27 protein-coding genes and 1 pseudogene are annotated in these 25,712 nt (G+C 71.2%); 9 read left to right on the top strand and 19 right to left on the bottom strand.

Annotated features, from left to right (window positions below; genetic code table 11):
- Positions 1-11: 11 nt before the first annotated feature.
- The 8 genes from ABT025_RS07875 to ABT025_RS07840 form a co-directional block, all read right to left on the bottom strand.
- Positions 12-254, bottom strand: coding sequence for a hypothetical protein (locus ABT025_RS07875; protein ID WP_350991065.1), 243 nt, complete (start codon positions 252-254; stop codon positions 12-14).
- Positions 251-1,753, bottom strand: coding sequence for an Asp-tRNA(Asn)/Glu-tRNA(Gln) amidotransferase subunit GatA (gene gatA, locus ABT025_RS07870; protein WP_350991063.1), 1,503 nt, complete (start codon positions 1,751-1,753; stop codon positions 251-253). Before gatA ends, ABT025_RS07875 begins: the two co-directional genes overlap by 4 nt.
- Positions 1,754-1,758: 5 nt before the next feature.
- Entirely contained in the window at positions 1,759-2,055 is a 297-nt protein-coding gene (gene gatC, locus ABT025_RS07865; protein ID WP_003966094.1) for an Asp-tRNA(Asn)/Glu-tRNA(Gln) amidotransferase subunit GatC, read from the bottom strand.
- Positions 2,056-2,401: 346 nt separating this feature from the next.
- Positions 2,402-4,573 carry a putative bifunctional diguanylate cyclase/phosphodiesterase gene (locus ABT025_RS07860; RefSeq protein ID WP_502971901.1) on the bottom strand — a complete coding sequence of 724 codons (2,172 nt, stop codon included), beginning with the start codon at positions 4,571-4,573 and terminating at the stop codon, positions 2,402-2,404.
- A 275-nt stretch (positions 4,574-4,848) separates the two neighbouring features.
- A complete protein-coding gene (ligA, locus tag ABT025_RS07855; RefSeq protein WP_350991059.1) occupies positions 4,849-7,059 on the bottom strand; it encodes an NAD-dependent DNA ligase LigA in 2,211 nt (736 codons plus the stop codon).
- Between the two features lie 30 nt (positions 7,060-7,089).
- A complete protein-coding gene (locus ABT025_RS07850) occupies positions 7,090-8,115 on the bottom strand; it encodes a methionine synthase (RefSeq protein ID WP_350991057.1) in 1,026 nt (341 codons plus the stop codon).
- Between the two features lie 202 nt (positions 8,116-8,317).
- Complete coding sequence (locus tag ABT025_RS07845; protein ID WP_350991055.1) at positions 8,318-9,007, bottom strand: SDR family oxidoreductase; 690 nt, start codon at positions 9,005-9,007, stop codon at positions 8,318-8,320.
- Positions 9,008-9,045: 38 nt separating this feature from the next.
- A complete protein-coding gene (locus tag ABT025_RS07840; RefSeq protein ID WP_350991053.1) occupies positions 9,046-9,585 on the bottom strand; it encodes an LOG family protein in 540 nt (179 codons plus the stop codon).
- A 122-nt stretch (positions 9,586-9,707) separates the two neighbouring features.
- On the opposite strand from ABT025_RS07840, the gene ABT025_RS07835 reads away from it, so the two are divergent.
- Positions 9,708-10,043 (top strand): DUF427 domain-containing protein, encoded by a 336-nt coding sequence (locus tag ABT025_RS07835; protein ID WP_350991051.1) that lies wholly within the window; start codon positions 9,708-9,710, stop codon positions 10,041-10,043.
- 107 nt (positions 10,044-10,150) lie between these two features.
- Positions 10,151-10,951 (top strand): alpha/beta fold hydrolase, encoded by an 801-nt coding sequence (locus tag ABT025_RS07830; RefSeq protein WP_350991049.1) that lies wholly within the window; start codon positions 10,151-10,153, stop codon positions 10,949-10,951.
- Between the two features lie 184 nt (positions 10,952-11,135).
- Here the strand turns inward: ABT025_RS07830 and mnmA are convergent, their stop codons facing one another.
- Positions 11,136-12,272 (bottom strand): tRNA 2-thiouridine(34) synthase MnmA, encoded by a 1,137-nt coding sequence (gene mnmA, locus ABT025_RS07825; protein WP_350991047.1) that lies wholly within the window; start codon positions 12,270-12,272, stop codon positions 11,136-11,138.
- A gap of 61 nt (positions 12,273-12,333) precedes the next feature.
- Between mnmA and ABT025_RS07820 the strand changes: the two genes are divergently transcribed.
- The 4 genes from ABT025_RS07820 (at position 12,334) to ABT025_RS07805 (ending at position 14,421) form a co-directional block, all read left to right on the top strand.
- Complete coding sequence (locus tag ABT025_RS07820; protein ID WP_350991045.1) at positions 12,334-13,011, top strand: N-acetylmuramoyl-L-alanine amidase; 678 nt, start codon at positions 12,334-12,336, stop codon at positions 13,009-13,011.
- Positions 13,012-13,357: 346 nt separating this feature from the next.
- Positions 13,358-13,639: a hypothetical protein gene (locus ABT025_RS07815; RefSeq protein WP_350991043.1), complete on the top strand. Its 282-nt coding sequence runs from the start codon at positions 13,358-13,360 to the stop codon at positions 13,637-13,639.
- The gene (locus tag ABT025_RS07810; RefSeq protein WP_350991041.1) at positions 13,636-13,992 is read left to right on the top strand and encodes a hypothetical protein; all 357 of its coding nucleotides are present in this window, start codon (positions 13,636-13,638) and stop codon (positions 13,990-13,992) included. The genes ABT025_RS07815 and ABT025_RS07810 overlap by 4 nt, the downstream gene beginning before the upstream one ends.
- A 219-nt stretch (positions 13,993-14,211) precedes the next feature.
- Positions 14,212-14,421 (top strand): hypothetical protein, encoded by a 210-nt coding sequence (locus ABT025_RS07805; RefSeq protein WP_350991039.1) that lies wholly within the window; start codon positions 14,212-14,214, stop codon positions 14,419-14,421.
- A 149-nt stretch (positions 14,422-14,570) separates the two neighbouring features.
- Here ABT025_RS07805 and ABT025_RS07800 read toward each other — a convergent pair whose 3' ends face one another.
- The 6 genes and pseudogenes from ABT025_RS07800 to ABT025_RS07775 form a co-directional block, all read right to left on the bottom strand.
- Positions 14,571-15,389 (bottom strand): IS5 family transposase, encoded by an 819-nt coding sequence (locus ABT025_RS07800; RefSeq protein WP_350991037.1) that lies wholly within the window; start codon positions 15,387-15,389, stop codon positions 14,571-14,573.
- A 108-nt stretch (positions 15,390-15,497) separates the two neighbouring features.
- Positions 15,498-15,919: pseudogene (locus tag ABT025_RS07795) on the bottom strand (RacP protein).
- 2 nt (positions 15,920-15,921) lie between these two features.
- Positions 15,922-16,932 (bottom strand): DUF6192 family protein, encoded by a 1,011-nt coding sequence (locus tag ABT025_RS07790; protein WP_350991035.1) that lies wholly within the window; start codon positions 16,930-16,932, stop codon positions 15,922-15,924.
- Positions 16,933-17,575: 643 nt separating this feature from the next.
- A complete protein-coding gene (locus ABT025_RS07785) occupies positions 17,576-18,745 on the bottom strand; it encodes a cysteine desulfurase family protein (protein WP_350991033.1) in 1,170 nt (389 codons plus the stop codon).
- A gap of 143 nt (positions 18,746-18,888) precedes the next feature.
- Positions 18,889-19,251, bottom strand: coding sequence for a DUF4190 domain-containing protein (locus ABT025_RS07780; protein WP_350991031.1), 363 nt, complete (start codon positions 19,249-19,251; stop codon positions 18,889-18,891).
- Between the two features lie 49 nt (positions 19,252-19,300).
- Positions 19,301-19,477 carry a hypothetical protein gene (locus ABT025_RS07775; RefSeq protein WP_350991188.1) on the bottom strand — a complete coding sequence of 59 codons (177 nt, stop codon included), beginning with the start codon at positions 19,475-19,477 and terminating at the stop codon, positions 19,301-19,303.
- Positions 19,478-19,564: 87 nt separating this feature from the next.
- Between ABT025_RS07775 and ABT025_RS07770 the strand changes: the two genes are divergently transcribed.
- Complete coding sequence (locus ABT025_RS07770; RefSeq protein ID WP_350991029.1) at positions 19,565-20,206, top strand: TetR family transcriptional regulator; 642 nt, start codon at positions 19,565-19,567, stop codon at positions 20,204-20,206.
- 189 nt (positions 20,207-20,395) lie between these two features.
- Positions 20,396-21,259: an alpha/beta fold hydrolase gene (locus tag ABT025_RS07765; protein WP_350991027.1), complete on the top strand. Its 864-nt coding sequence runs from the start codon at positions 20,396-20,398 to the stop codon at positions 21,257-21,259.
- Here ABT025_RS07765 and ABT025_RS07760 read toward each other — a convergent pair.
- The 3 genes from ABT025_RS07760 to ABT025_RS07750 all read right to left on the bottom strand — a co-directional run bounded on the left by ABT025_RS07760 (position 21,207) and on the right by ABT025_RS07750 (position 23,995).
- Positions 21,207-22,196 (bottom strand): helix-turn-helix transcriptional regulator, encoded by a 990-nt coding sequence (locus ABT025_RS07760; protein WP_350991025.1) that lies wholly within the window; start codon positions 22,194-22,196, stop codon positions 21,207-21,209. The two genes, ABT025_RS07765 and ABT025_RS07760, sit on opposite strands and share 53 nt — an antisense overlap.
- A 100-nt stretch (positions 22,197-22,296) precedes the next feature.
- Positions 22,297-23,163 (bottom strand): thioesterase family protein, encoded by an 867-nt coding sequence (locus ABT025_RS07755; RefSeq protein WP_350991023.1) that lies wholly within the window; start codon positions 23,161-23,163, stop codon positions 22,297-22,299.
- Between the two features lie 142 nt (positions 23,164-23,305).
- A complete protein-coding gene (locus tag ABT025_RS07750) occupies positions 23,306-23,995 on the bottom strand; it encodes a TetR/AcrR family transcriptional regulator (protein ID WP_350991021.1) in 690 nt (229 codons plus the stop codon).
- A 51-nt stretch (positions 23,996-24,046) separates the two neighbouring features.
- Here ABT025_RS07750 and ABT025_RS07745 point away from each other — a divergent pair, with 51 nt between their 5' ends.
- Entirely contained in the window at positions 24,047-24,925 is an 879-nt protein-coding gene (locus tag ABT025_RS07745; RefSeq protein WP_350991019.1) for an SDR family oxidoreductase, read from the top strand.
- 118 nt (positions 24,926-25,043) lie between these two features.
- On the opposite strand, the gene ABT025_RS07740 is transcribed toward ABT025_RS07745, so the two are convergent.
- On the bottom strand, positions 25,044-25,703 hold the full coding sequence (locus ABT025_RS07740; protein WP_350991017.1) for a trimeric intracellular cation channel family protein: 660 nt from the start codon (positions 25,701-25,703) through the stop codon (positions 25,044-25,046).
- Positions 25,704-25,712 lie beyond the last annotated feature (9 nt).

Below are 25,712 nucleotides of genomic sequence, written 5' to 3'. Positions count from 1 at the left end.
AACTTTCCCTCTCAGCCCAGCAGGACGTCGTCGTCGCCGAGACGCTTGAGCTCGCGATAGAGGATCGCGAGTCCGGTCACGATCGCGGCGGCGGATACGGCGGCGTCGATCAGCCGCAGTGTGTCGTTTTCCTGGCGGGCCATCTTCACCTGCTTGAACACGCTGAGCGCGCCGAAGGCGGTGGTGCCCATGGACACGTACGCGCCGGTCTTGGACTTCTTGAAGTTCTTGGCCTTCTTAGCCATTGCGCTCATAGCGACGGAGCCTCCTCAAGCAGCGGGTGTCCCCACTTTTCCACGAATGCGGCCTCGACGGCGGCTCCGACCTTGTACAGCCGGTCGTCCTTCATGGCGGGGGCGATGATCTGCAGCCCGACGGGAAGGCCGTCCTCCGGCGCCAGGCCGCAGGGCAGCGACATGGCGGCGTTGCCGGCCAGGTTGGTCGGAATGGTGCACAGGTCCGCGAGGTACATCGCCATCGGGTCGTCGGCGCGCTCGCCGATCGGGAAGGCGGTGGTGGGCGTCGTCGGGGAGACGATGACGTCCACCTGCTCGAAGGCCTTCTCGAAGTCCCGCTTGATCAGCGTGCGGACCTTCTGCGCCGAGCCGTAGTACGCGTCGTAGTAGCCGGAGCTCAGCGCGTACGTACCGAGGATGATGCGGCGCTTGACCTCGTCGCCGAAGCCCGCCTCGCGGGTGAGCGCGGTGACGTCCTCGGCGGACCTCGTACCGTCGTCGCCGACCCGCAGGCCGTAACGCATGGCGTCGAAGCGGGCGAGGTTGGAGGAGCACTCGGACGGCGCAATCAGGTAGTACGCCGAGAGGCCGAGGTCGAAGGACGGGCAGTCCAGCTCGACGATCGTGGCGCCGAGCGACTTCAGCAGCTCGACCGACTCGTTGAAGCGCTGGACGACACCGGCCTGGTAGCCCTCGCCCGAGAACTGCTTCACGACACCGACGCGCATGCCCTGTACCGAGCCGTTGCGCGCGGCCTCGACGACCGGCGGGACCGGGGCGTCGATGGAGGTCGAGTCCAGCGGGTCGTGCCCGGCGATGGCCTCGTGCAGCAGGGCCGCGTCCAGGACCGTACGGGCGCAGGGCCCGCCCTGGTCGAGGGAGGAGGAGAAGGCCACCATGCCGTAGCGGGAGACGCCGCCGTAGGTGGGCTTGACGCCGACGGTGCCGGTGACGGCTGCGGGCTGGCGGATGGAGCCGCCCGTGTCCGTACCGATGGCGAGCGGGGCCTCGAAGGACGCGAGGGCGGCCGACGAACCGCCGCCGGAGCCGCCCGGGATGCGGGTGAGGTCCCACGGGTTGCCGGTGGGGCCGTAGGCGCTGTTCTCGGTGGAGGACCCCATGGCGAACTCGTCCATGTTGGTCTTGCCGAGAATCACGACGTCGGCGGCCTTCAGCCGCTTGGTGACGGTCGCGTCGTACGGGGGGACCCAGCCTTCGAGGATCTTCGAGCCGACGGTGGTCGGCATGTCCTCGGTGGTGAAGATGTCCTTCAGCGCGAGCGGGACGCCGGCCAGCGGGCCGAGCTTCTCGCCTGCCGCCTTCTTGGCGTCGACGGCGCGGGCCTGCGCGAGCGCGCCCTCGCGGTCGATGTGCAGGAAGGCGTGGACCTTCTCGTCGACGGCCTCGATCCGGGCCAGGTGGGCCTCGGTGACCTCGACGGCCGTGAGCTCACCCGAAGCGATCTTCGCGGCGATCTCGGCGGCGGTGAGCTTGATGATGGTGCTGATGTCCGTCATGACTTTTAGTCCTCCCCCAGGATCTGCGGCACCTTGAAACGCTGCTGCTCCTGGGCCGGGGCGCCGGAGAGCGCCTGCGCGGGGGTGAGCGACGGACGGACCTCGTCCGCCCGCATGACGTTCGTCAGCGGCAGCGGGTGGGAGGTCGGCGGTACGTCTTGGTCGGCGACCTCGGAGACGCGGGCGACCGCGCCGATGATGTCGTCGAGCTGACCGGCGAAGTGATCGAGCTCTTCGCCCTTCAGCTCCAGACGCGCCAGCCGGGCGAGGTGGGCGACCTCCTCGCGCGTGATGCCAGGCATGCAGCGATCCTCAGGGGTTGGTGTGTGGTTTTGGCCCAATCTTATGGGGTCGCCCGCACCGGCCACGGCCACCCATGGAAGTCCCGCCCGGCGCTTGAGGACAAAGCGGCCGTCGGCACCTGCCAAGCCCACCCGCCACGTGAGGACATAGCGGCCGTCAGCACCCGCCGAGCCCAACCAGCACGTGACGACAAAGCAGCCGTCAGCGCCTGCCGAGCCCACCCGCCACGTGACGACAAAGCAGCCGTCAGCACCCGCCGAGCCCAACCAGCACGTGACGACAAAGCAGCCACCGGGCGCCTCCGGCCGCCTCGGCAGCGCCGCGCCCAGATGCCCCGCCCCCGCGCTACGTCGGCGCGGGCCGCGATTCGACCGCCCGTCCGGACGGGCGCTGCTCCAGCTCGGGCGTCGCCGCGGCGGCCACACTCGCTGCCGCGGCTGCCGCTGCGGCCGCCGCCGCCAGCTCCGCCGGCCGCCGCCATCCGTGCTCGCCGCGCGCCCGCAGCCACGCGGTCGTCTCCTGCGGAGGCATCGCGGCCGCTACCAGCCACCCCTGGACCGCGTCGCAGCCCAGGTCCCGCAGCCGCTCCCACGTCTCGTCGTCCTCGACACCCTCGGCGACGACCACCAGACCGAGCGAGTGCGCCAGATCGATCGTGCAGCGGACGATCTCCGCGTCCTCGTGGTCGATGGCGAGCCGGGCCACGAACGACCGGTCGATCTTGAGCTCGCTGACCGGCAGCCGCCGCAGGTGGACCAGCGAGGAGTACCCCGTACCGAAGTCGTCCAGGGACATCTTCACGCCGTGTCCGGTCAGTCCTGCGAGGGTGTCCGCGGCCCGCTGCGGATCCTCCAGCAGCACGTGTTCCGTTATCTCCAGCTGCAGGGCACCCGGCGGGACACCGTGCCGGGCCAGCCGGGCCGCGACGCTGCCCGCGAATCCGGGGGTGTGCACATCGCGCGGGGACACGTTGACCGCGACCGGGACGAGCAGTCCCTGCGCCCGCCACCGGGCGACCTGGGCCAGCGCCGTCTCCAGGACGTACTCCGTGAGGAGCGGCATCAGCCCCGACGACTCGGCTATGGCGATGAACTCGTCCGGGGGGACCCTCCCCCGCTCCGGATGCACCCAGCGCACCAGCGCCTCCAGGCCGGCCACCTGACCGTCGAACCGGACCTTCGGCTGGTAGTGCAGCTCCACCTCACCGGCGTCCAGCGCGCGCCGCAGATCACCGAGGAGGCCGAGCCGATCCGGGGTGTTGCTGTCGCGCTTCGACTCGTACACCTCCACGCCCGTCCGGTCGCGCTTGGCCTGGTACATCGCCACGTCCGCACGGCGGAGCAGCCCCTCCGCGTCCAGCGCGTGGTCGGGGTAGACGGCGACGCCGGCGCTGGCCTCCAGCACCAGCGTGAGTCCGTCGAGGTCCAGTGGCGAGGAGAGCTCGGCCACCAGATGGCGGGCGACGCGCTGGGCACTGGTGGTGGAGTCCGCGGCCGGCAGCAGGACGGCGAACTCGTCGCCGCCGAGCCTGGCCGCCTCCGCGCCGCGCGGCAGGGCGAGCCGCAGCCGGTCCGCTATCTGCAGCAGCAGCCGGTCCCCGGCGAGATGGCCGAGGGTGTCGTTGACCGCCCGGAAGCGGTCGAGGTCGATCAGGACGAGGCCGACCCGGCTGCCGAGGCTCTCGGCCTCCTCCAGTGCCGTCCAGGTCCGCTCCAGCAGCCACTGTCTGTTCGGCAGTCCGGTCAGCGGGTCCCGCAGCTGCTCCTCGGCCCTGGCACGGGCGATCCAGAGCGTGGAGTCGAGCGCGATCAGAGGGACCGCGAAGAGGGGCAGCAGGACGGGCATGGCCATCGCGACGACGCAGATCAGCGGTGCGATGCCGAGGAGGGCGACGGCGACGAGCCCCTGCCTCAGCAGCGCGGTGCGGGCCACCGTCGGCAGCCCGCCGCTCTGCGGGGACCGGGCGTACCACAGCAGAACCCGGGTGATGAGGAGGTACGTGGAGGCCGCGAGCAGGACTTCCGGGACGGCGTCGATGCCCCAGTCGAGTGGCCGCCAGGGCGATTCGACGGTCTGCACCTCGCCGAACGCGGCCAGGACCAGCGCCGCCGCGCCCACGCCCAGGATGTCCACCGCCCCGTGCAGCAGCCCCTGCCACCAGCGGTGCCGCCGGGCCACACCGACGAGCACGACCACGACCAGACTGACCAGGCCCGCGGGCACCCAGCCGTAGAGGAGCAGCACGGCGAGGGTGAGGGCGGCGCCTGAGCCGGTACCGCCCCACCAGCGGTCGCGGCCGAGCGCGACCAGGTGACCGACGACTATCCCCGTGAGTACGGCGAGGGACCAGCCTGCGCGCCCGTCCGGGAAGAGGGCGTGCCCGCCGCTCACGGTCCGGTAGAAACCGGTCGCGAGCTGGACCGTGGCGAGGGCCACGACGACGGCACCCACTTTGGGCATGAGGCCGACGAAACCTTGCAGCCGCGACACCGGTGCGGCGTTCTCGGTCGGTTTCATTCCGTCCCTCTCACAGCCGGCGGTGCCGATGTCACCCGATGGTTCCGTTCCGTGTCACCGCGCCCCGTCCACGCGGTGGCCGGGTACCGCAGGCGCATCTCCCAACAGTAGGCCGCCGAAGGCGTCCAGGGGCAGCGGTCTACAGCTCTTGCCCGAATGCGAACCGACCACCCGTCAGCATCTGCTATGCGCCGATCGGGTGAATCCGACGGTGCGCCACCCCGCCCTCACACTCCGGCACACTCACACTCCCCGTCCGCTCCCCGTCCGCTCCCTTACTGCTCCTCGACCGGAACCGCGGCCTCGCGCGCCGCGTCGGGCCCCTGTTCGAGCAGCACCGCGAAGCCGTCCTCGTCGAGCACGGGCACCTTCAGCTGCATCGCCTTGTCATACTTCGATCCGGGGTTGTCACCGACCACCACGAAGGACGTCTTCTTCGAGACGGAACCGGTGACCTTCGCCCCACGGCTCTGGAGTGCCTCCTTCGCACCGTCCCTGGTGTGCCCGGTCAGGGTGCCGGTCACGACGACGGTCAGCCCTTCGAGCGGCCTCGGCCCCTCCTCCTCGCCGGCGCCCTCGTCCTCCATCCGGACCCCGGCCTCCCGCCACTTGCGCAGGATCTCGCGGTGCCACTCCTCGGCGAACCACTGCTTGACCGAGGCGGCGATGATCGGCCCGACCCCGTCGGCGTCGGACAGCTCCTGCTCGGTGGCCTCGTCGATCCGGTCGATGGACCGGAACTGGCGGGCCAGCTCCTGGGCGGCGACCGGCCCGACGTGGCGGATGGAGAGCCCGGTGAGGATCCGGGCCAGCGGGGCCTCCTTCGCCTCGGCGATGGCGTCCAGCATGGCGAGGGCGTTCTTCTTCGGCTCTCCCTGCTGGTTGGCGAAGACCGTCGCGATCTTCTCCTCACCCGTCTTCGGGTCCCGTTTGGGCAGTCCGCTGTCCATGTCGAGGACGTAGGCGCGAATGGGCAGCAGCTGCTCGACGGTCAGCCCGAAGAGATCGCCCTCGTCCCGGAGCGGCGGATCGGCGGGCTCCAGCGGCCGGGTCAGGGCCGCGGCGGCGACGTATCCGAAGTGGTCGATGTCCAGGCACTTGCGGCCCGCCAGATAGGCGACCCGCTCCCGCAGCTGCGCCGGGCAGGAGCGGGCGTTGGGACAGCGGACGTCGATGTCCGCCTCCTTCATCGGCCGCAGCTCCGTCCCGCACTCGGGGCAGTGGGTCGGCATGACGAAAGCCCGCTCGGTGCCGTCGCGAAGGTCGACGACCGGGCCGAGGATCTCCGGGATCACGTCGCCGGCCTTGCGGAGCACGACGGTGTCGCCGATCAGGACGCCCTTCGCACGGACCACGTTCTGGTTGTGCAGGGTCGCGAACTCGACCTCGGAGCCCGCCACCTCGACCGGTTCGACCTGGGCGTACGGGGTGACGCGTCCGGTACGGCCGACACCGACACGGATGTTGACGAGCCTGGTGTTGACCTCCTCCGGCGCGTACTTCCAGGCGATCGCCCAGCGCGGTGCGCGGGAGGTGGAGCCGAGCCTTCCCTGCAGCGGGATCTCGTCGAGCTTGACGACGACGCCGTCGATCTCGTGCTCCACGGAGTGCCGGTGCTCGCCGAAGTGGGCGATGAACTCCCGTACTCCGGCGAGGGAGTCCACCACCTTGTTGTACTTCGCGGTGGGCAGACCCCACTCGTGGAGCAGCTCGTAGGCGTGCGAGAGACAGTCGATGTCGAAGCCCTCGCGGGCGCCGATGCCGTGGACGACCATGTGCAGCGGCCGGGTGGCGGTGACCTTGGGGTCCTTCTGGCGCAGCGAACCGGCCGCCGCGTTCCGCGGGTTGGCGAAGGGTTTGTCGTCGGCCTCCACCAGCCGGGCGTTCAGCTCCTCGAATCCCTCCATCGGGAAGAAGACCTCGCCGCGGATCTCGACCAGCTCCGGGACCCGGTCGCCCTTCAGCCGGTGCGGGATCTCCGCGATCGTGCGGACGTTGGGCGTGATGTCCTCGCCGGTGCGGCCGTCGCCGCGGGTCGCGGCACGGGTCAGCAGGCCGTGCTCGTACGTGAGGTTGACCGCGAGGCCGTCGATCTTGAGCTCGCACAGGAAGTGGTAGCCGGTGGCGCCCACGTCCCGGGCGACTCGCTCGCCCCAGGCGGCCAGCTCCTCGTCGTCGAAGGCGTTGTCCAGGGAGAGCATCCGCTCGCGGTGGGCGACGGAGGTGAATTCCGTCCGGTAGGGCCCCGCGACCTTCTGGGTCGGCGAGTCGGGCGTGCGCAGCTGCGGGTACTCGTCCTCCAGGGCCTCCAGCTCACGCATCAGCCGGTCGAACTCCGCGTCGCTGACGACCGGCTGGTCGTTCACGTAATAGCGGAAGCGGTGCTCCTCGATCTGCTCGGCGAGGAGCGCGTGCCGCTCCCGTGCCTGGGCCGGCACCGCCGTCTCCTGTTCACCTGGCAGTGACGTCTGCTGTTCGCCGGCCATCGTCCCGTCCTCCCGTTACCCAGTACCCCGTTACTCAGGGTTGTCTGCGAGCGATTTCGCGGCCCGGGCGCAGTGGGCGAGCGCGGCACGGGCGTACGCGGGCGACGCACCCGCGAGACCGCACGAGGGAGTGATCGCCACGGACTCGGTCAGAGTCCCCGGATTCAGCCCCAGCCTGCGCCACAGCGTCCTGACACCCATGACGCTACCGCCCGGGTCCGACAATCCGCCCGAGGCCGGGTCCGTGCCCGGCACCACTCCGAGGAACAGCTGGGTTCCGCCCTCGACAGCTTCCCCGATCGCATCCTCCTCACGCTCGGTGAGCAGGGAGAAATCGAACGAGATCCCGTCGGTCCCGGCCCGGCGCAGCAGGGCGAACGGCACGTCGGGGGCGCAGGTGTGCACGACCGTGGCGGCCTCGCCGGCCACTCCCAGCACCTCGCGCAGCGTGTCCTCCACGATCTGGCGGTCCACGGCCCGGTAGGTGCGGTAGCCGCTCGCCGTCCTGATCCTCCCCAGCAGGACCCCGGTCAGCGACGGTTCGTCGAGCTGGAGGATCACGCGTGCGCCGGGCATCCGGCGCCGCACCTCGGCGAGGTGGTTGCGCAGGCCCTCCGCGAGCGAGCCGGCAAGGTCGCGGCAGGCGCCGGGGTCGCCGAGCACGGCCTCGCCGCTCCGGCGCTCCAGCGCGGCTGCCAGCGTCCACGGCCCGACGGCCTGCACCTTGAGCGGGCCCTCGTACCCCTGGGTGAACTCCTCCAGTGCGTCGAGGTCCTCGCCGAGCCAGGACCGGGCCCGTCGGGTGTCGCGTCCCGGCCGGTCGCCGATGCGCCAGCCGCTCGGCTCGACGTGTCCGTACATCTCGACGAGCAGCCCGATGGTCCGCCCGATCATGTCCGCGCCGGGACCGCGCGCGGGCAGTTCCGCCAGATACGGCACGCCCTGCCCGTCCCCGAAGGAGCCGGTGACGGTCTTCGCCGCCTCCCGGGCGTCCCCTCCGGGCATCGAACCGATTCCGGTGGCCGGGCACCCGCTGAACTTGCTCTTCTCGCTCACGCGCGAAGCCTACGGCGGTCCGGCGCCCGAGCCGTCAGCGGCCGGGCGCACCGGGAGCGAGCCGATCCCGCCCGAGCCGTCAGCGCGGCCGCGGCGCACCGTCTCGCCGCCCGGGCCGTCAGCGGCCGGGCGCACCGGGAGCGAGCCGATCCCGCCCGAGCCGTCAGCGCGGCCGCGGCGCACCGTCTCGCCGCCCGGGCCGTCAGCGGCCGGGGCGCACCGTGAGGTCGTTGACCTCGGCGTCGCGGGGCAGGTCGAGCGCCATCAGGATCGTGGTGGCGACGGACTCCGGGTCGATCCAGCGCGCGGCGTCGTACTCCTTGCCCTCCTGCTGGTGGACCTTGGCCTGCATGGGGCTGGCTGTTCGGCCCGGGTACACGGACGTCACCCGCACCCCGTTCTCGTGCTCCTCGTGGCGCAGCGAGTCGGCGAGCGCCTTCAGGCCGTGCTTGCTGGCGGCGTAGGCACTCCATTCGGCGTGGGCGGCAAGCCCGGCACCGGAGTTGACGAAGAGGACGTGGCCCTGGGCGACGCGCAGCTGCGGGAGGAGGAGGCGGGTGAGCTCGGCCGGGGCGACGAGGTTGGCGTTGAGCTGGAAGTGCCAGGCCTTGGGGGTGAGTTCGCCGACCCGGCCGAGCTCCACGACGCCCGCGATGTGCAGCAGCGAGTCCAGCCGCTCCGGCATCGACTGCTGGCCGAAGGCCCAGGAGAGCCGGTCCGGGTTCGACAGGTCGCCGACGATCGTGCGGGCGCCGGGGTGGAGAGCGGCCAGCTCCTTGGCACGGCCCGCGTCCCGGGCCAGGAGGACGAGCTCGTCCCCGCGCTCCGTGAGACGACGGGCGACGGCTGCGCCGATGCCGGAACCGGCACCGGTGATGAGGTGAGTGGACATGCCCCCATCGTCGCACCCGCCGCCTCGCCGCCCGCACGTCACTGCAGGCCGGAGGTCTCCTCCAGGTAGGCCAGGGCGCCGACCCCGTCCTTCGCGAAGAACACCAGGTCGGTCAGCGGGAGCGGGAGGAAGCCCTCGTCCTCCATGCGCTGGAACTGCTGGCGCAGACCGTCGTAGAACCCCGCCGTGTTGAGCAGGACGACCGGCTTGGTGTGCTTGCCGTGCTTCTTGAGCTCCAGGATCTCGGTGGCCTCGTCGAGCGTGCCGGTGCCGCCCACCATGATCACGATCGCGTCGGACTTGTCCAGGAGCAGTGCCTTGCGCTCGGCGAGGTCGCCCGCGATCACCATCTCGTCCGCGTTGGTCCGCGCCTTCGCGGCCAGGAAGTCCACCGACACCCCGACCAGCTTCCCGCCCGCTTCCTGCACGCCGTCGGCGACGACCTTCATCAGCCCGCTCTCCGAGCCGCCCCAGACCAGGGTGTGCCCGCCGCGGCCGATCAGTTCGGCGAATTCGCGGGCGGGCACGGTGTAGCGGTCGTCGAGGTCGGCGGCTGAGAGGAAAACGCAGATCTTCATGGCTGCCACGGTAAGGCAGACCGGCACGTGCGACGCAGCCCCTGTGTGCCGTCCGCCCGAGCCGGGCACCGGGAGGGCGGGATCCGGGGAAGAAACCCGGGGGCCGCGCGGCTGAGGAATACATGACTGCCACCCGAGGACACCTGATCACCGTCGAACCCTCCACCGAGCATGTGCGCGTGGTCCGTGACGGAGTGCTGCTCGCCGAGAGCCGGCGCCCGCTCGTGCTGCGCGAGACGGGCTGTCCGGTCCGCTACTACCTGCCGCCCGAGGACGTCCGCACCGAACTGCTCACGGCATCGGACACCCGAACCCACTGCCCGTTCAAGGGAGATGCCTCCTACTGGTCCCGCCCGGAGGCGGCCGACCTCGTCTGGGCGTACCCGGAGCCGAAGGACGAAGTGGCCGAGATCAAGGACCACTTCTGCTTCTACGACACCGAGACGTTGGCGGCCTGACAGCCCGGCACGCCGTCAACACCCTTTCCGAGCTGCGAAGAAGAGGGAATCCAAAAAGTTCTCGCGGAAAGCGATGAGTTTCCCGAAGCCCCGCAGTCCATCTCCACATGGACAAGACTCTCTCCCGCGACGGCACCCTGATCGCGTACCGCCGCCGGGGCGAAGGACCGCCGCTGATTCTGGTGAACGGCGCGCTGGGCACCGCGGCGACCGAGGCTCCGCTGGCCCGCCTCCTCGCCCCGCGCTTCGAGGTCGTCACGTACGACCGGCGCGGCCGGGGCGCCAGCGGGGACAGTTCGCCGTACGCGGTGGAGCGCGAGATCGAGGACCTGGCCGCGATCGCGCAGGCGGTCGGCGGCCGGCCCTCGGTGTTCGGTGTCGGGGCCGGCGGTGCGCTGGCCCTGGAGGCGCAGGCCGCCGGGCTCCCTGCCGCCCGGCTCGCGGTGTACGAGCCGCCGTACACCCCGGGTGCACCGGGCCTGCTGTTCAAGGCGGGCTGCACGGCCCGGCTGCACCGGCTGCTGTCCGCCGGGGACCGGGGAGGGGCGGTGGAACTGTTTCTGTCCGTGACGGGGGTCGCGGCCGACATGGTCGCCAGGATGCGGAGGGCGCCGCTGTGGCGGACCCTGGAATCCGTGGCACACACCCTGGCGTACGACGACGCGGTGCTGGGCACCGGCGCGGTTCCCGCGGAACGGTTCGCGTCGGTGACGGCGCGGACCCTGGTGGTCTGCGGCGGCTTCAGCCCGGCCACCGCCAGGACATCGACCCGTCTGCTGGCGGACGCCCTCCCCCGGGGCCGTCACCGCACGCTGACGGGACAGGCCCGGGAGCTGGCACCGCAGGCGATCGCTCCGGTGCTGGCGGACTTCTTCACCCGGGACGCGCACGTACGCCAGGCGTCCTGAACGAGGGCGTGCACGGCGGTCAGGCGTCCTGAGCACACGCGGGCGGGCCGGGGGGCCGGAGCACCCCGCGCGGCTGCGCCCGTACAGGGGTCGGGCGTTCCCGCGCGGGGCGCCTGAGGCCGGTCCCGGGTGCGGTCCATGACGGCACCCGGGACGTGCCCCCAGGGCCGTACCGGCCGCGTCGTCAGTCGGAGACGGCCGCCGCCGTCTCCCTGCGCACCGTCGTGGCGATCGTCGCCGAGCCGACCACGCGCGTGTCGTCGTACAGCACGACCGCCTGGCCGGGGGCCACGCCCCGTACCGGCTCGGTGAACGCGACGTGGAGCGTCCCGTCGAGCAGTTCGGCGGTCACCTCGGTCTCGCCGCCGTGGGCGCGGAGCTGGGCGGTGTACGTGCCGGGGCCGGACGGCGGCGTGCCGCACCAGCGGGGCCTGATCGCGGTGAGGGCGGTGACGTCGAGGGCCTCGACGGGGCCGACGGTCACCGTGTTGTTCACCGGGGAGATGTCCAGCACGTAGCGCGGCTTGCCGTCGGCGGCCGGGTGGCCGATGCGCAGGCCCTTGCGCTGGCCGATGGTGAAGCCGAAGGCGCCCTCGTGGGTGCCGAGCTTCGTACCGGACTCGTCGAGGATGTCGCCCTCCGCCGTGCCGCCGAGGCGGTCCGCGAGGAAGCCCTGGGTGTCGCCGTCGGCGATGAAGCAGATGTCGTGGCTGTCGGGCTTCTTGGCCACCGCGAGGCCCCGGCGCTCGGCCTCGGCGCGGATCTCGTCCTTGGTGGTGAGGGTGTCGCCGAGCGGGAACATCGCGTGGGCAAGCTGGCGCTCGTCCAGGACGCCGAGGACGTAGCTCTGGTCCTTGGCCATGTCGGAGGCACGGTGCAGCTCGCGGCTGCCGTCCTCGCCGAGGACCACGGTGGCGTAGTGGCCGGTGCAGACCGCGTCGAAGCCGAGCGCCAGGGCCTTGTCGAGCAGGGCCGCGAACTTGATCTTCTCGTTGCAGCGCAGGCACGGGTTGGGCGTGCGCCCCGCCTCGTACTCGGCGACGAAGTCCTCCACGACGTCCTCGCGGAAGCGTTCCGCCAGGTCCCAGACGTAGAACGGGATGCCGATGACGTCCGCGGCACGGCGGGCGTCGCGGGAGTCCTCGATGGTGCAACAGCCCCGGGCGCCGGTCCGGAAGGACTGCGGGTTGGCCGAGAGCGCGAGGTGCACGCCGGTCACGTCGTGGCCCGCCTCGGCGGCGCGGGCGGCCGCGACGGCGGAGTCGACACCGCCCGACATGGCGGCGAGCACGCGGAGGGGGCGCTGGGAAGTCTGAGTCATAGCTCCACCAGGGTACGGGTCGGCGGGAACCGAATGCTCGCGGATAAGCGTTGTCGCTCACATGGGGAGCAAGGGGACGGCGGGCGCCAAGGGCCCCGCAGGATCGGGGACCGGCAGCGGGATCAGCCGGCGCGCGGTGCTGATCGGCGGCGTCGTCACCGCAGCGGGTACGGCGGCGCTGGCCCGGGAACAGCTGAAGCGGGCCTGGTGGCGGCTGCCCGGGGTGGAGAAGCCGCGTAAACCGGGTGAGCTGGATTACGCACGGGCCACCTGGACGGCAGCCTCCGAGGCGAACTGGCGGCGCGCGGACCGCCCCGACGACTACGACATCGACCGCGTGGTCATCCATGTCACACAGGGCAGCTTCAGCAGCGCGGTCCGGGTCTTCCAGGACCCGGGGCACAAGGCCGCTGCGCACTACGTGGTGCGCAAGGACGGCCATGTGACGCAGATGATCCGCGAGCTGGACGTGGCGTTCCACGCGGGCAACCGCTCCTACAACGAACGCAGCGTGGGCATCGAGCACGAGGGCTTCGTGGAGCGCCCGCAGGGCTTCACAGCCGCGATGTACGGGGCGTCCGCCCGGCTCACCGCGGCGATATGCGCGAGGTACGACATACCGGTGGACCGCGAGCACATCATCGGGCACGTGGAGGTGCCGGGGGCCGACCACACGGACCCGGGAAAGGGCTGGGACTGGGACCGCTACATGAAGCTGGTCCGGGCGGCGAAACCCTGAGTACCTGTTTCTCAACCTCGGCCCAGGTGTTGGCGTGAGACGCGTGATGGCTACACTCGCGCGGACCGTGATCGTGTGGTGCCACAGTGGCTTCGTTCACTCCAAGCAGCAGCGTTTATCCGCCGGTTTGGACAGCGGTTGGTGATCTTGACACCCTTGGATGTTCACGCGAAGTGACGTCAGGTGCCCACATTGCCGGGTACCGGAAAGCAATTACGCAGGTCGTCTGCCGTACCCGGCAAGTGAGGGGCCGCGTCCGGGCGGTCATCATGATGAGCCGGGGGCGTGGCGTTCTGGGCCCGCCGGAGGCGAGAGGAAGACGAAGGTGCTCGGGACTGTGACAGAGGTGTTCAGCAGATCCGTGGACGTGCTCCGACCGCGCCAGCCACCGGAGCCGATCCAGGGACCTGTGTGGGCGGTCCGCGCCGGGGGGCTCGGTGTGCTGCTGGGGATCTCCCTCGCCGTCCAGTCGGTGACCCTGATGGCCGGCGGGGAGCCGGGCTGGCCGGCGGACGCGATCCGCCGGGTTGCCGGACCGCTCGTGATCAGCTCGATCCTGGCGGCGTTCCTGTCCCGGCGATGGGAGCGCCGTAGGGCCCGGGCCATGAATGAGGGGCGGCAGGCGTGAACCGGGCTGTCCCCTGGAGTGAGGCAGCACTCGTGGCCGTTGCCTGCTGGGCGGTCAGCGGCCTGGGATACGGCGTGCTCGCCGCCCTCGACGAGCCGCAACTGTCCGTTGCGCCCCTCATCGGCATGGGGCTCGTCCAGTGGTTCTGGGCGCGCCACCGCTTTTGGCCGGCCGCGGTCGCGGCGGGCCTCGCGGGGCCTGTCGTGCTGTTCGCTCTCGTCGACGTCCTGCGTCCGGGTCTGGGCCGGTACGTTGCGGACGCGCTGGCCACGGGGGCCGCGGCAACGGTCGCCTTGGCCGTCTTCACCCTGGTCGGCCGCGGAGCGGGACGCCATCGTGAGGCAACACGCTGACCAGTTCGTGGGCCATCGCCTCATCCTGCAGCCCGAGCCGAGTGCCGTCCGGCGGCACACGTCCAGCACCGCATGTGGGGGCCGCCCAGGCAAGGACCCCAGCGACTTCAAAACTCGTGAACATCGCCTGACCGTGAGTCTGGGCGCCTCCCAAACCCATGCACAATTGCCGTCACAACTCGTGACCAGAGCCAGCCACAGCGTAGAGGTAGGCAAAGTATGCAGAATCTGCTCAGGAATGGCGGTCCGGTCGACATCGCGATGGGATGGCTCGGCGTCCTGGTCTCGGCCACGCTGCTGATAAAGGGCATAGCGCTGGCACAGCACGGTATTTCCTTGTGGTGGCCCGTGATAGCCGGTGCGATGGTTGTCCTTAGCCTGCATGCGCTGTACCGCCGCCGCCGCGACAGTGGCCAGGGCAGAGTGTGAGCTGGTTCTGCTCGAGCCACGCGACGGACTTCGCGGCGGTGTGCGGCGAGTGCTGTGCTGGTGATCGTCGTAGGTGAAGTCGGTGATCGACTGCGGCGGCGCTTCTTTCCTCGACGGGAGATGCGCTGACAGTTCGGCTGGTCAGCGCCCTACTTCCTCGTCCGGCTGCTTCGGGTGAGACGCCTGGTCATGAGGGTGATGGCCGCCCAAGTGATCAAGGTTTCGGAGTGCTGGACGAGCCGTTCGTAGTCCCGCGCATGTCGGCGGGCATGCATCATCCAGGCCCAGGTGCGTTCGACGACCCAGCGGCGGGGCAGCACGATGAACCCGGAGACGTCCTTGGGGCGGCTCACGGTCTTGATCGTGAGGCTGAGGTACTTCTTTGCCCAGGTCACGAGCTTTCCGGCGTAGGCGGAGTCCGCCCAGACGATGGTGATCTCGGGATGCATCAGGCGGAGGCGGAAGAGGAGTTCCTTGGCTGCGTCGCGGTCGGTGAGCGAGGCCGGGGTGACCATGACCAGCAGGGGCAGGCCGCGGGTGTCGACCACCAGATGCCGTTTGCGTCCGTTGATCCTTTTGCCCGCGTCATAGCCGCGCGAATCCCTGCCAACAGTCTCGGCGGCCCTGACACTCTGAGAGTCGATCACGGTCGCGACCGCCCGGGGGCCTTTGCCCATCTTGCGGCGAATCCGGCCTGACAGGTGGTCGCGAATCTGTCCGATCACGCCGGCGGCGGCCCAGCGTGCCATGAAGCCCCAAACCGTGCGCCAGGGCGGGAAATCCGCAGGTAGAGCCCTCCATTTGCAGCCGGTGTCCACGACGTAGCGGATCGCGTCGACTATCTCGCGTCGGGGATGTTTCTCCGGCCGGCCCCCGGCCCGGGTCTCGCAGGCAGGCTCAAGTAACAGCGGTTCTATCAGTGCCCATTCGGCGTGGGTGGTGTCGGAGGGATAGCGGCGCTGACGCATGGCGGCGGCCTTCCCTCCATTCATTGGTGAGCGGTCCGCCCGGTCGAAGCCGGGCGGACCGCTCGTGGCGGTCAGGCCGGTCGAAGCCGGGCGGACCGCTCGTGGCGGTCAGGCCGAGATGACGAGGTCGAGGGTGGATTCGATGGAGTTGAGCTGGGCGATGATGTGCTTCTGACCCACTTGTCGCCCGGGTGGGCGGCGGCGTGTGGTGCGACGGTGCCGGTGAGGAACCGGCGGAACTCGGTGAGTTTCCCGGTGAGCACGGCCCGTTCGTATGCCTGGAGCGCGGCCGGTTCGGCGCCGAGCTGGTAGCCGTCGGCTCTCGTCCAGATCAGCGGAGGCCAGCCGTTCTCCGCGATGATGTCGCGTAGGCAGGCCAGACCGGCCCTGACCTGGCTGGGAGACAGTCCGGAGGCGCGGGTCAGCTGGTGGAACAACAGCCCGGCGGGCCGGGCCTCGAACAACACGAACCGCAAGGTGTCAGCATGCTGCTTGGCGGCGTCGCCCCGGCGCCGTGAGGAGCGGGGCACGACTACTCTCCCCGCAACATGCGGGCGAGTTCGCCGTCCATGTCGACCTTGCCCGTGTCGACCGCGGTCTCGATCCAGTCCAGCGTCGCCCTCACCTTGGCGACGTTCTCGTGCACGATCGTGCGCTCGTCCTCGCCCAGGGTGCGGTCCCGCAGGCCCGGGACGGCCCGGCCGGCCGCGGCCACGAAGGAGTGGCAGGCGGTGACCAGGTCCAGGAACTCCACCGTCCGGTCGATGTTGCGGACCGCCGGGGCGACGGGGCTGGTGTCCTCGAAGTGTTCGCGGGCCTGCCGTCCCCGCTCGACCTGGGCGTGATTGACCTGGTGGCGGGCGGTGTCGTCGCTCATCGCCTTGAACGCGACGTCCGGGCGCCGCAGCAGACCGGTGGTCACCTGGGCGGCCACGCTGTCGTCGCGGGTGAACTCCTCCACCACCCGGACCCTGTCCTCCGGCTTGACCTGGGCGGCAACCGCCGGCCGCCGCAGGAAGTCGGTGGTCACCGTCGCGGCGACCTCTTCGTCCTGGGCCAGGGTGTGGATCGCGGTGACCTTCTCCTGCGGCGAAATGGGGTGCTCGACCTGCCGCCCCACCCGCCGGTTGGCGTCGTCGACCGCCCACCGCTTCTTGCCCTCGGGCGGCTGTTTGATCGCGGCGAACCGCTCTTCCTCGTCAGGAATGCTGCCCAGGACCCGGTGAACGGTGAACGAGGCCCCCGCCTGGCGGTGTTCCTTCGGCCACCGCGACGCAGTCCACCGCGCGTTCTCCACCGTAGTGCGCTTGAGCCCGATGTCCTCGGCGAGCCGGGTCAGGGCCTGGCGGACGGTGAACAGGTCCCGTCCCGGCAAGGCTTCCCGGCCGTCGTCGGGAACACGCATCGGTTCGATTTCCAGCGCGCGGTCCCCGATCGTGAACTGACCCTGGGTCTGCTGTTCGACCACTTCCCGCAGCTCTGCCACGATCTGCTCGTAGCGCTGCTGACTGACGTTTCCGACCTTGTCGATCTCCTCCGGCATGGCGTTCACCACCCATGCGGGCCGGGGCACGGAGCTCAAGTCCGTGACGTGGACACGACCCGCTCATCACCGAGAGCCAGACCGCAAATCCACTGATCACAACGAACGACCGCAAAAGACCGATTGGCGACCAAAGTTGGACTCAGGATGCGTTCGCGATGCGGTTACTGTGACCGTTCGCCGAACGTTTCCTTCCGGCGCCTCCAGGCCCTCACCTTGCACCGCGTCCCGCAGTACAACGCCGTCGACCTCCGGTTGACGCCGGCGATCCACCGGGCCCCGCACTCGGGACACTCGACCTCGCCCACACCGCCCTGCACGGCCGCCAGGCGCTTGCGCAACCGCCGGTCCGTACGCCACTGCCTGGCACGACATGCCGAGGAACAGAACAAGGCGTCAGGCCGGGCCCCCGGCCTCAACCGTTCGCCACAAGCCCGACAGTTCCTCTCCCCGGCCCGCCCGGTGCCCTCGGACACCACGCCAGCGTAGAACCCAAGGCTACTCAGAACCGGGGATCAGAAACAGGTACTGAGGCCGGGGGCGGGGCCGGAACCAGATCCGGAAACCGGAACCAGGGCCGGGACCAGGGCGCGACGGCCCCGCCGTCCCTGCCGGGTCCATCGGCCGGGCCCCGCCGTGACCGTCAGCTGAGCCCCGCCGTCCTCGCCCGCTTCACCGCCGGGCCGATCGCCCGCGCCACGGCCTCGACGTCCTGCTTGGTCGACGTGTGGCCCAGCGAGAAGCGCAGGGTGCCACGGGCCAGGTCCGGATCGGTGCCGGTGGCCAGCAGGACGTGGCTGGGCTGGGCGATCCCGGCCGTGCAGGCGGAGCCGGTGGAGCATTCGATGCCCTGGGCGTCCAGCAGCAGGAGGAGCGAGTCGCCCTCGCAGCCGGGGAAGGTGAAGTGCGCGTTGGCCGGCAGGCGGCCGCCGGGGGCCGGGTCGCCGCCGAGGACGGCATCCGGGACCTGGGCCAGGACGGCCGCGGCCAGCTCGTCGCGGAGCCCGCCGATCTCCCGGACGAAGTCCTCGCGCCCGTCGGCCGCGAGCCGTCCCGCGACGGCGAACGCGGCGACTCCGGGCACGTCCAGGGTCCCGGAGCGCACATGGCGCTCCTGTCCTCCGCCGTGCAGCACGGGTACGGGCGTGTACTCGCGGCCCAGCAGCAGCGCGCCGACTCCGAACGGGCCGCCGATCTTGTGCGCGCTCACGGTCATCGCGGCGAGCCCGGAGCGGGCGAAGTCGACTTCGAGCTGTCCGAAGGCCTGGACCGCGTCGGCGTGCATGGGGACGTCGAACTCGCGGGCGACCTCGGCCAGTTCACGGACCGGCATGACGGTGCCGATCTCGTTGTTCGCCCACATCACGGTGATCATCGCGATGTCGTCGGGGTTACGGACCAGCGCCTCGCGCAGCACGTCGGGATGGACGCGGCCGTGACGGTCGACGGGGAGGTACTCGACGGTCGCGCCCTCGTGCTCGGCGAGCCAGTCGACGGCGTCCAGCACCGCGTGGTGCTCGACGGGGCTGGCCAGGATCCGGGTACGGCGGGGGTCGGCGTCGCGGCGGGCCCAGTAAAGGCCCTTCACCGCGAGGTTGTCCGACTCGGTACCACCGGAGGTGAAGACCACCTCGCTGGGGCGGGCGCCGAGGGCGTCGGCGAGGGTCTCTCTGGACTCCTCGACGGTACGGCGGGCCCGGCGCCCGGCGGCGTGGAGTGAGGACGCGTTGCCGGTGACGGCGAGCTGCGCGGTCATCGCCGCGATCGCCTCCGGCAGCATCGGCGTGGTCGCGGCGTGGTCGAGGTAAGCCATGGTGGACTCGATTCTACGAGCCCGCGGCGGGGCGTACGGCGAGCGCATGGTGTCCCGGTGCCCGCGCACCGCGAAATGCGTGGCCCGGCCCGCCCGGTCCGGAGCCCGATCCGGTGGGGGCGAGCGTCGGGATCCGTGCTCCGTCAGCCGCCGAAGCTCCAGGCGACGACACCGTTTCCGGTGACGACGAAGGCGAGGACCGCCAGGTCGGCGACGCCGAGCGCGAGCCCGAGCAGGGCACGGCCGCGACGGGTGGTGGAGCGTGCCAGCGCGACGATCGCCATGACGACGGCCATCGGGCCGAGCACCAGATTCATCACCAGGAGACCGAGGAGACCGAGCACGAAGGACGCGACGGCCAGACCGTCGGCGTCCCGGGCAGAGCGCTTGACCGGGACGGTCGTCGACGACCGGACGGTCGGGGACGACGGAGCAGCCCGGGCGGAGGTGTAGCCGGCGGAAGGGGCGGCGGCCTCGGAGCGGCGGGTGAAAGCGGTGAGTGTCATCGTGCGGACTCCTTCGGATCTGGATGCGCTGCGCCGGACGGCCGGGCGGTCACCGGGAGCGGCGGCGTGGGCCCGTCCGCTCCCGTACGGCGAAGGCCAGGAGCCAGCAGCCGATCAGGGCGCCGAGCGCGAGGGAAAGGGGAAGCGGAATCTGGACCACCGCTCCCAGCACGATCCCCAGCAGGAGCAGGGCGGCGACGAGGACGATCATGGTCAGCCTTTCCATGATTGAGAGTACGACTGTTCACTGACTTGTCAGTCTAGACCCGCGTCCGACTTCCCCGCCCCGGAGAACGGTTGTTTACTGAATGGCATGAGTCACACCGCCGGTATCCGCCAGGCCCAGAAGCTGAAGACACGTCAGGCCCTGCTGGACGCCGCCCTCGGGCTGCTGGAGCACCAGAGCCTGAGCAGCCTGGGCCTGCGCGAGGTGACGCGTGCCGTGGGAGTCACGCCCACGGCCTTCTACCGGCACTTCGACGACATCGCCGCGCTCGGGGTGGCTCTGGTCGAGCAGACCCTGGGCAGCCTCCACGGAATGATCGGCGCGATCCTGGCCGAGACCGGCGACAGCGAGGTCCGGCTGGACCGCAGCGTCGATCTGATAGCGCGCCATGTCCGGGAACAGCCCGCCCACTTCCGCTTCATCGCCCGCGAGCAGCACGGCGGGGTCGGTCCGGTCCGCGAGGCCATCGCCGCCCAACTGCGGCGGTTCGCGGAGGAGGTGGCGGCGGCGCTCGCGGACGAGCCCGAGTCGCGCGGCTGGAACGAGGAGGATCTGCTGATGCTGGGCGGCCTCTACGTCGACCACATGGTGATCACCGCGTCGGCCATGCTGGACGCCGGCCCGGACGGTGACGAACGGGTGGCCCGCGTCGCCTCGCGCCGCCTGCGGCTGGTCACCCTCGGCCGCCTGCACTGGCTGGACGGACCCGCGCCGGACGCCGCACCCTGAGGATGCCGGCCCCAAGGGCTGTCCCGTAATCCGTGGTGGATCGGCGCGCGGCGTCGGATGCGGTGCATCGCAAGGCGGAGGAGCGTCCGCATACCGGATGTATTCGGACGTTCCGACAACGCGGCGCGGAGCCGTAGCTGTCGTCGCGCGCCCGCCAGGGACTACGGGACAGCACTTAGGCTGCCGTGCATGAGCGACGACGCCTGGGTCCTGGACCGTACGTTCCGCAGCTCCGCCGGGGAGGTCCGCTGGGCCGCCCTGGGCCGGGCCGCGGCGCCGCCCGTCGTGCTGGTGCACGGCACGCCGTTCTCCTCGTACGTCTGGCGCGGCGTGGCCCGGGCGCTGGCCCAGGACCACCGGGTGTTCGTCTGGGACCTTCCCGGGTACGGCGACTCCGCGCAGTTCGAGGGCCAGGACGTCTCGCTCGGCTCCCAGGCCTGGGTCCTCACCGAGCTCCTCGGCCACTGGGAGCTCACCGAACCGGCTCTGGTCGCCCATGACTTCGGCGGCTGCGTCGCCCTGCGCGCCCATCTGCTGCACGGTGCGCGCTACCGCCGCCTCGCCCTGGTCGACCCGGTGGCACTGGCGCCCTGGGGCTCACCCACGTACCGGCTGCTCGGCGGACACCCGGACGTCTTCGAGCAGTTGACGCCCGCACTGCACCGGGCGCTGGTGCGGGAGTACGTGAGCTCCGCCAGCGGCCCCGGGCTCTCCCCGGCGGTCCTGGACCGGCTCGTCGCCCCCTGGTGCACCGAGGCGGGGCAACCGGCCTTCTACCGGCAGATCAGCCAGAACGACCAGCGGTTCACGGACGAGATCCAGCACCGGTACGGGGAGCTCGCCCTGCCGGTGCTGATCTGCTGGGGCGCCGATGACACCTGGATCCCGGTGGCCCGCGGCCATGAACTGGCCGCTCTCGTCCCCGGGAGCGAGCTGCGGATCATCGAAGGGGCCGGGCATCTCGTGCAGGAGGACGCACCGGCGGAGCTGACCGCCGCGCTCACCCGCTTCCTGCGGGCCGCCCCGGCCCCGGACCTCCGTACAGCGCCATGACCGCGGCCGCGTGCGCGGCGAGCACCGCGCGGGCCTCGGGGGGCGCCAGCACCTCGACGTTCGGGCCGAAGGAGAGCAGGGAGCGCGCCCACTCCACCGACTCCACGGCGAGTTCGGCCCGTAGCCACGCACCACCGCCCTCGGGCTTCGGCTCCCCCGCGAGCACGCCCGCGTTCAGCCGCAGGAACAGGTCCAGCCGGGAGCGGTGCACCCGCACCCGCAGGGTCACCTCCCCCGGCCGCTCCTCGACCTGACGGCGCAGCTCCTCCCAGACCTGCGCCAGCTCCGCACCGGGCCTGCGCACGACAGGGTCCTCGGTGAGGGCAGCCCCCCGCACCCGGTCCGCGCGGAAGAGCCGGGGCTCCCCCTCGCGGTCGGCGACCAGGTACCAGACGCCCGCCTTCACCACCAGACCGTACGGGTCGACGGTGTAGGTGCGGGCCGCCCTCGTACCGCTGTGCCGGTAGCGCAGCCGTAGCCGCCGGTCGGCGAACACGGCGTCGTGCAGGTCGGCGATGTCGACAGCGGCGCGCGGTCCGCTCATCCAGCGCACCGGGTCGACGAGGATCCGGCGGCTGGTCAGCTCGGCGGCGGGCCGGTGCGGGGCGGGCAGCGCCGCCATCACCTTGCGCAGGGCGGAGCCGATCGCGTCGTCGAGCCCGAGCGCGGCGTGGACGCCGTCCGAGGCCAGGACGAACAGGGCGCGCGACTCGTCGGCGGTCAGCCCGGTGACGTCGGTGCGGTACCCCGGCAGCAGGACGATACCCCCGTGGCGGCCGCGTTCCGCGTAGACGGGGACGCCGGATGCGGAGAGCGCCTCGACGTCCCGGTAGATGGTGCGTACGGAGACGTCGAGGCGCTCGGCCAGCTCGGTGGCGGGCACCAGACGGCGGGTCCGGAGCAGCAGCAGGATCGAGAGCAGCCGGTCGGATTTCACCGCACCAGCATCCCCCGGACCCGGCCGGCGCGGGAGGATCAGCCGCACACCGGCCCCCGTCGGCGTGCGGCTTCAACTGCGAGCCGTCAGCTGCGGGCCGTCAGCTGCGCGGTGCGCGGGCGAGCTGGCGGGACTGGGCGACCAGCCGGTCCGCGCTGTCCCAGACGTCCGCGTCCTCCTCCAGGAAGCCGCCCGCGAGGTTGCGGGTGGTGATGGAGACGCGGAGCGGGCCGGGGGCGGGGCGGCAGCGGATGTGGGTGGTGAGCTCGATGGTCGGGGTCCAGCCCTTGAGTCCGAGCTCGAACGAGGTCGGCGGCAGGGCGTCGACGGTGAGGAGCAGCGAGAGCGGGTCGGCGTCCCGGCCGTCCGCGAGCCCGAACCAGCCGCGCATCTCGCCCTTGCCGGAGGGCTGCCCGATGGCCCAGCCGATCGTCGCCGGGTCGAGCTTGATGTCGAGCCGCTCGGTGATCGCGGAGCTGCCGGGGATGGGGGCCGGGCCGTCGCTCGGGCCCAGGCAGTGCTCCCGGGGCGGGATGGCCGGCGGCTCGGCCGACGTACGGACGTCGTCGGTCAGTGCGTCCAGGTCGCCGTAGGTGGCGATGACCCGGATGCGCTCGACCTCGGTGCCGTCGTCGGCGTACTGGAAGAGGGAGGCCTGGCCGGTGGAGAGGGTGCGTCCGGTGCGGACGGTCTGGGTGCGGATCACGGCGGGGCCGGGGACGGATGCGGTGAGGTAGTGCGCCGAGACCGAGAAGGGGTCCGGGTGCGGCAGGGCCTCACCGAGTGCGCGGCCGAGCATGGCCAGCAGATAGCCGCCGTTGACCGCGTGGATGATCGTCCAGCCCGCGGAGAGTTCTGCGTCGTAGACGCCTTCCTCGCGGAGGGTGACGGCGGTGTCCCGGTCGAACTCGCTGTCCCCGATGGTCGCCTGCGCGGTCGGTGCCGCCTGCTCTGCTACCTGTGCCATGGCGTGCACGCTACACCGATTGCATTACTGAGCGGTAGCTTTTTCGAGTCGGTGAGATGACAGGCGCGCGCCCGACATGTGGGACGAGAAGTCGAGCGCGCCGGGAAAGTGGGCATCAGCCCACCTCGGGTCCCTTCCCTCCTCACGCAGGGCGTCCGCCATCGAGGGGAGCGGGTGCCTGCCGTGCCGTTTCACCGGCGTCCGCGACCATGCCGACGAGGGTGTCGACGAGTTCGTCGGGGGTGGTGCGCAATCCGTCCGCGCCGAGGTGACCGCCGAGCTCCATTTCCGCGACGCCGTGGGCGCCGGCGAGCAGCAGGGCACCGTAGTGCCGCGCGTTCCGCTCCCCGACGAGGTCGGTGACGATGACCAGGAACTCGTCCTGGAAGCGTCCGGCCGCGCGGACGCGGCCTGCGGCCGGGTCGTCCGCCGGTCCGCACAGCCGGCGCCGGACGCGATCGACTCCTTCACCGGGTTCTTCGGGGTGGCGTCCACGGTTCCCGAACAAGAGCCGGTACAGATCCGGCTGGTCCCGGCCGACGCCGATGAGGGCACGGAGAGCGCCGCACAGCTTGTCGGAGGGCGACAGGGCCGGATCGGTCCGCAGCGCGTGGACCTGGTCGGCGATCCGCTCCCACCGCTCGGTCGCGACGGCGGCCAGCAGGCTGCCCTTGCCCGTGAAGTGCCGGTACGGCGCTCCTCGCGACACACCTGCCCGCGCGCCCACCTCGCGCAGGGTGACGGCTTCGGGGCCGCCCAGGTCGAGGAGGTCGGCGGCCGCGTCGAGCAGAGCGCGGCGGGTGAGAGCGGCGGATTCCGCACGAGTGACCATGACCTCCACCATACAGTTGACAGCGTCATCCGTACTGATAGCGTAACCAAGATGACAGTGTCACCTGAAACTCAGAAACTGATCGTCGTCACCGGAGCCTCCACGGGCATGGGCGCGTCAACCGCCCGGGAACTGGCTCGTCAGGGGTTCCACGTCCTGGCGGGTGTCCGACGCGACCGTGACGCCGACGCCATCCGGTCGGCAGGCATCGAACCGGTCATCCTCGACATCACCGAGACCGAGCAGGTGGAGGCTCTCGCCACGCGGGTCGCCGACGACCCGCGCGCGCTGCACGCGCTCGTCAACAACGCAGGCGTCCAGGTGAACGCCCCGGTCGAAGCGCTGCCGATGGAGCAGTGGCGGCAGGTGTTCGAAGTCAACCTGTTCGGCCACATCGCCGTCACTCAGGCGCTCCTTCCCGCACTGCTGCGCAGCAAGGGCCGTGTGATCAACATCAGTTCGGTCGGCGGCAAGTTCGCCATGGCCACCTATGGCGCTTACGCCGGAGCGAAGTTCGCCCTGGAGGCGGTCAGCGACTCGCTCCGCCGGGAGGTCGCTCCGCTGGGCGTACAGGTGGTCGTGGTCGAGCCCGGTGGCGTCCGTACGAAGATGGCCGCCCGCGGGGTCGAGACGGCGAACCGGCTGGCTGCCCGGATGACTCCGGAGCAGGACGAGCGCTACGGCAGCCTGATCCGGGCGAACAACAAGTTGATGGCCTCGGGCACCGCTTCGGGCCTGACTGCCGACGCCGCCGCCCGGGTCATCGCGAAGGCCGTGACGACGCGTCGGCCGCGCACCCGCTACACCGCCGGCCGGGATGCCGCTCTGATCATGCGCTTGGGCCCGATGCTGTCCGACCGCACGCTCGACCGCGTCCTCGCCGCCAACCTGCGCCGCCACCACCCGAGGGAAGCCGTAGGGGGTGTCTGACGAATGCCTGCGGCTCCGCCCTCCGGTGCGCGGCAACCGGTGAGCCCGCAGCCAACCGGCAGCAGGCCCCGATGCCGCGAGTGAGGCGGAGGGCCGGCTGGGACCCACCGGCAATGAGTCAGCCCTCGTCCGGCGTCGCCGAGCGCCGGTTGTAGGCACGCGGGGCGCGCCAGTGGTAGCGCAGTGCCAGCAGCCGCAGCACGAACGCCGTGAGCACCGCGCAGCCGCTGGTGAAGGCGTTGAGCGCGTCGAAGCGGATGCAGAGCACGATCATGGTCGCCCCGACGATGGCGGGCACCGCGTACAGGTCGCGGTCCCAGCGCAGCAGCGACGGAACCTCGTTGGCCAGGACGTCGCGCAGCACACCGCCGCCGACCGCGGTGGCCAGACCGAGCGCCGCCGACGCCGTCAGCCCGAGGCCGTAGTCGTACGCCTTCACCGTCCCCGTGACGCAGAAGAGCCCGAGGCCGGCCGCGTCGAAGACGTTGACGCCCAGCTGGATCCTTTCGACCTGCGGGTGCAGGAAGAAGACCAGGCCCGCGGCGAGCAGCGGGGTGGTGAAGTACCCGAGGTCCGTGAAGGCGGCGGGCGGCACCGCGCCGATGATCAGGTCACGGAACAGCCCCCCGCCCAGCGCGGTCACCTCGGCGAGCACCGCGATGCCGAAGACATCGAAGTTCTTGCGTACGGCGAGCAGAGCGCCGGAGATCGCGAAGACGAAGATCCCGACGATGTCGAGCGCATGCTGGACGGAGGGCGTGAACAGTTCGTTGAGCACCGGGCAATT

Source organism: Streptomyces sp. NPDC002809 (assembly GCF_040295435.1).
In the GTDB taxonomy this organism is placed as follows: Bacteria; Actinomycetota; Actinomycetes; order Streptomycetales; family Streptomycetaceae; genus Streptomyces.
This window is presented reverse-complemented; position numbering and strand designations above follow the sequence as displayed.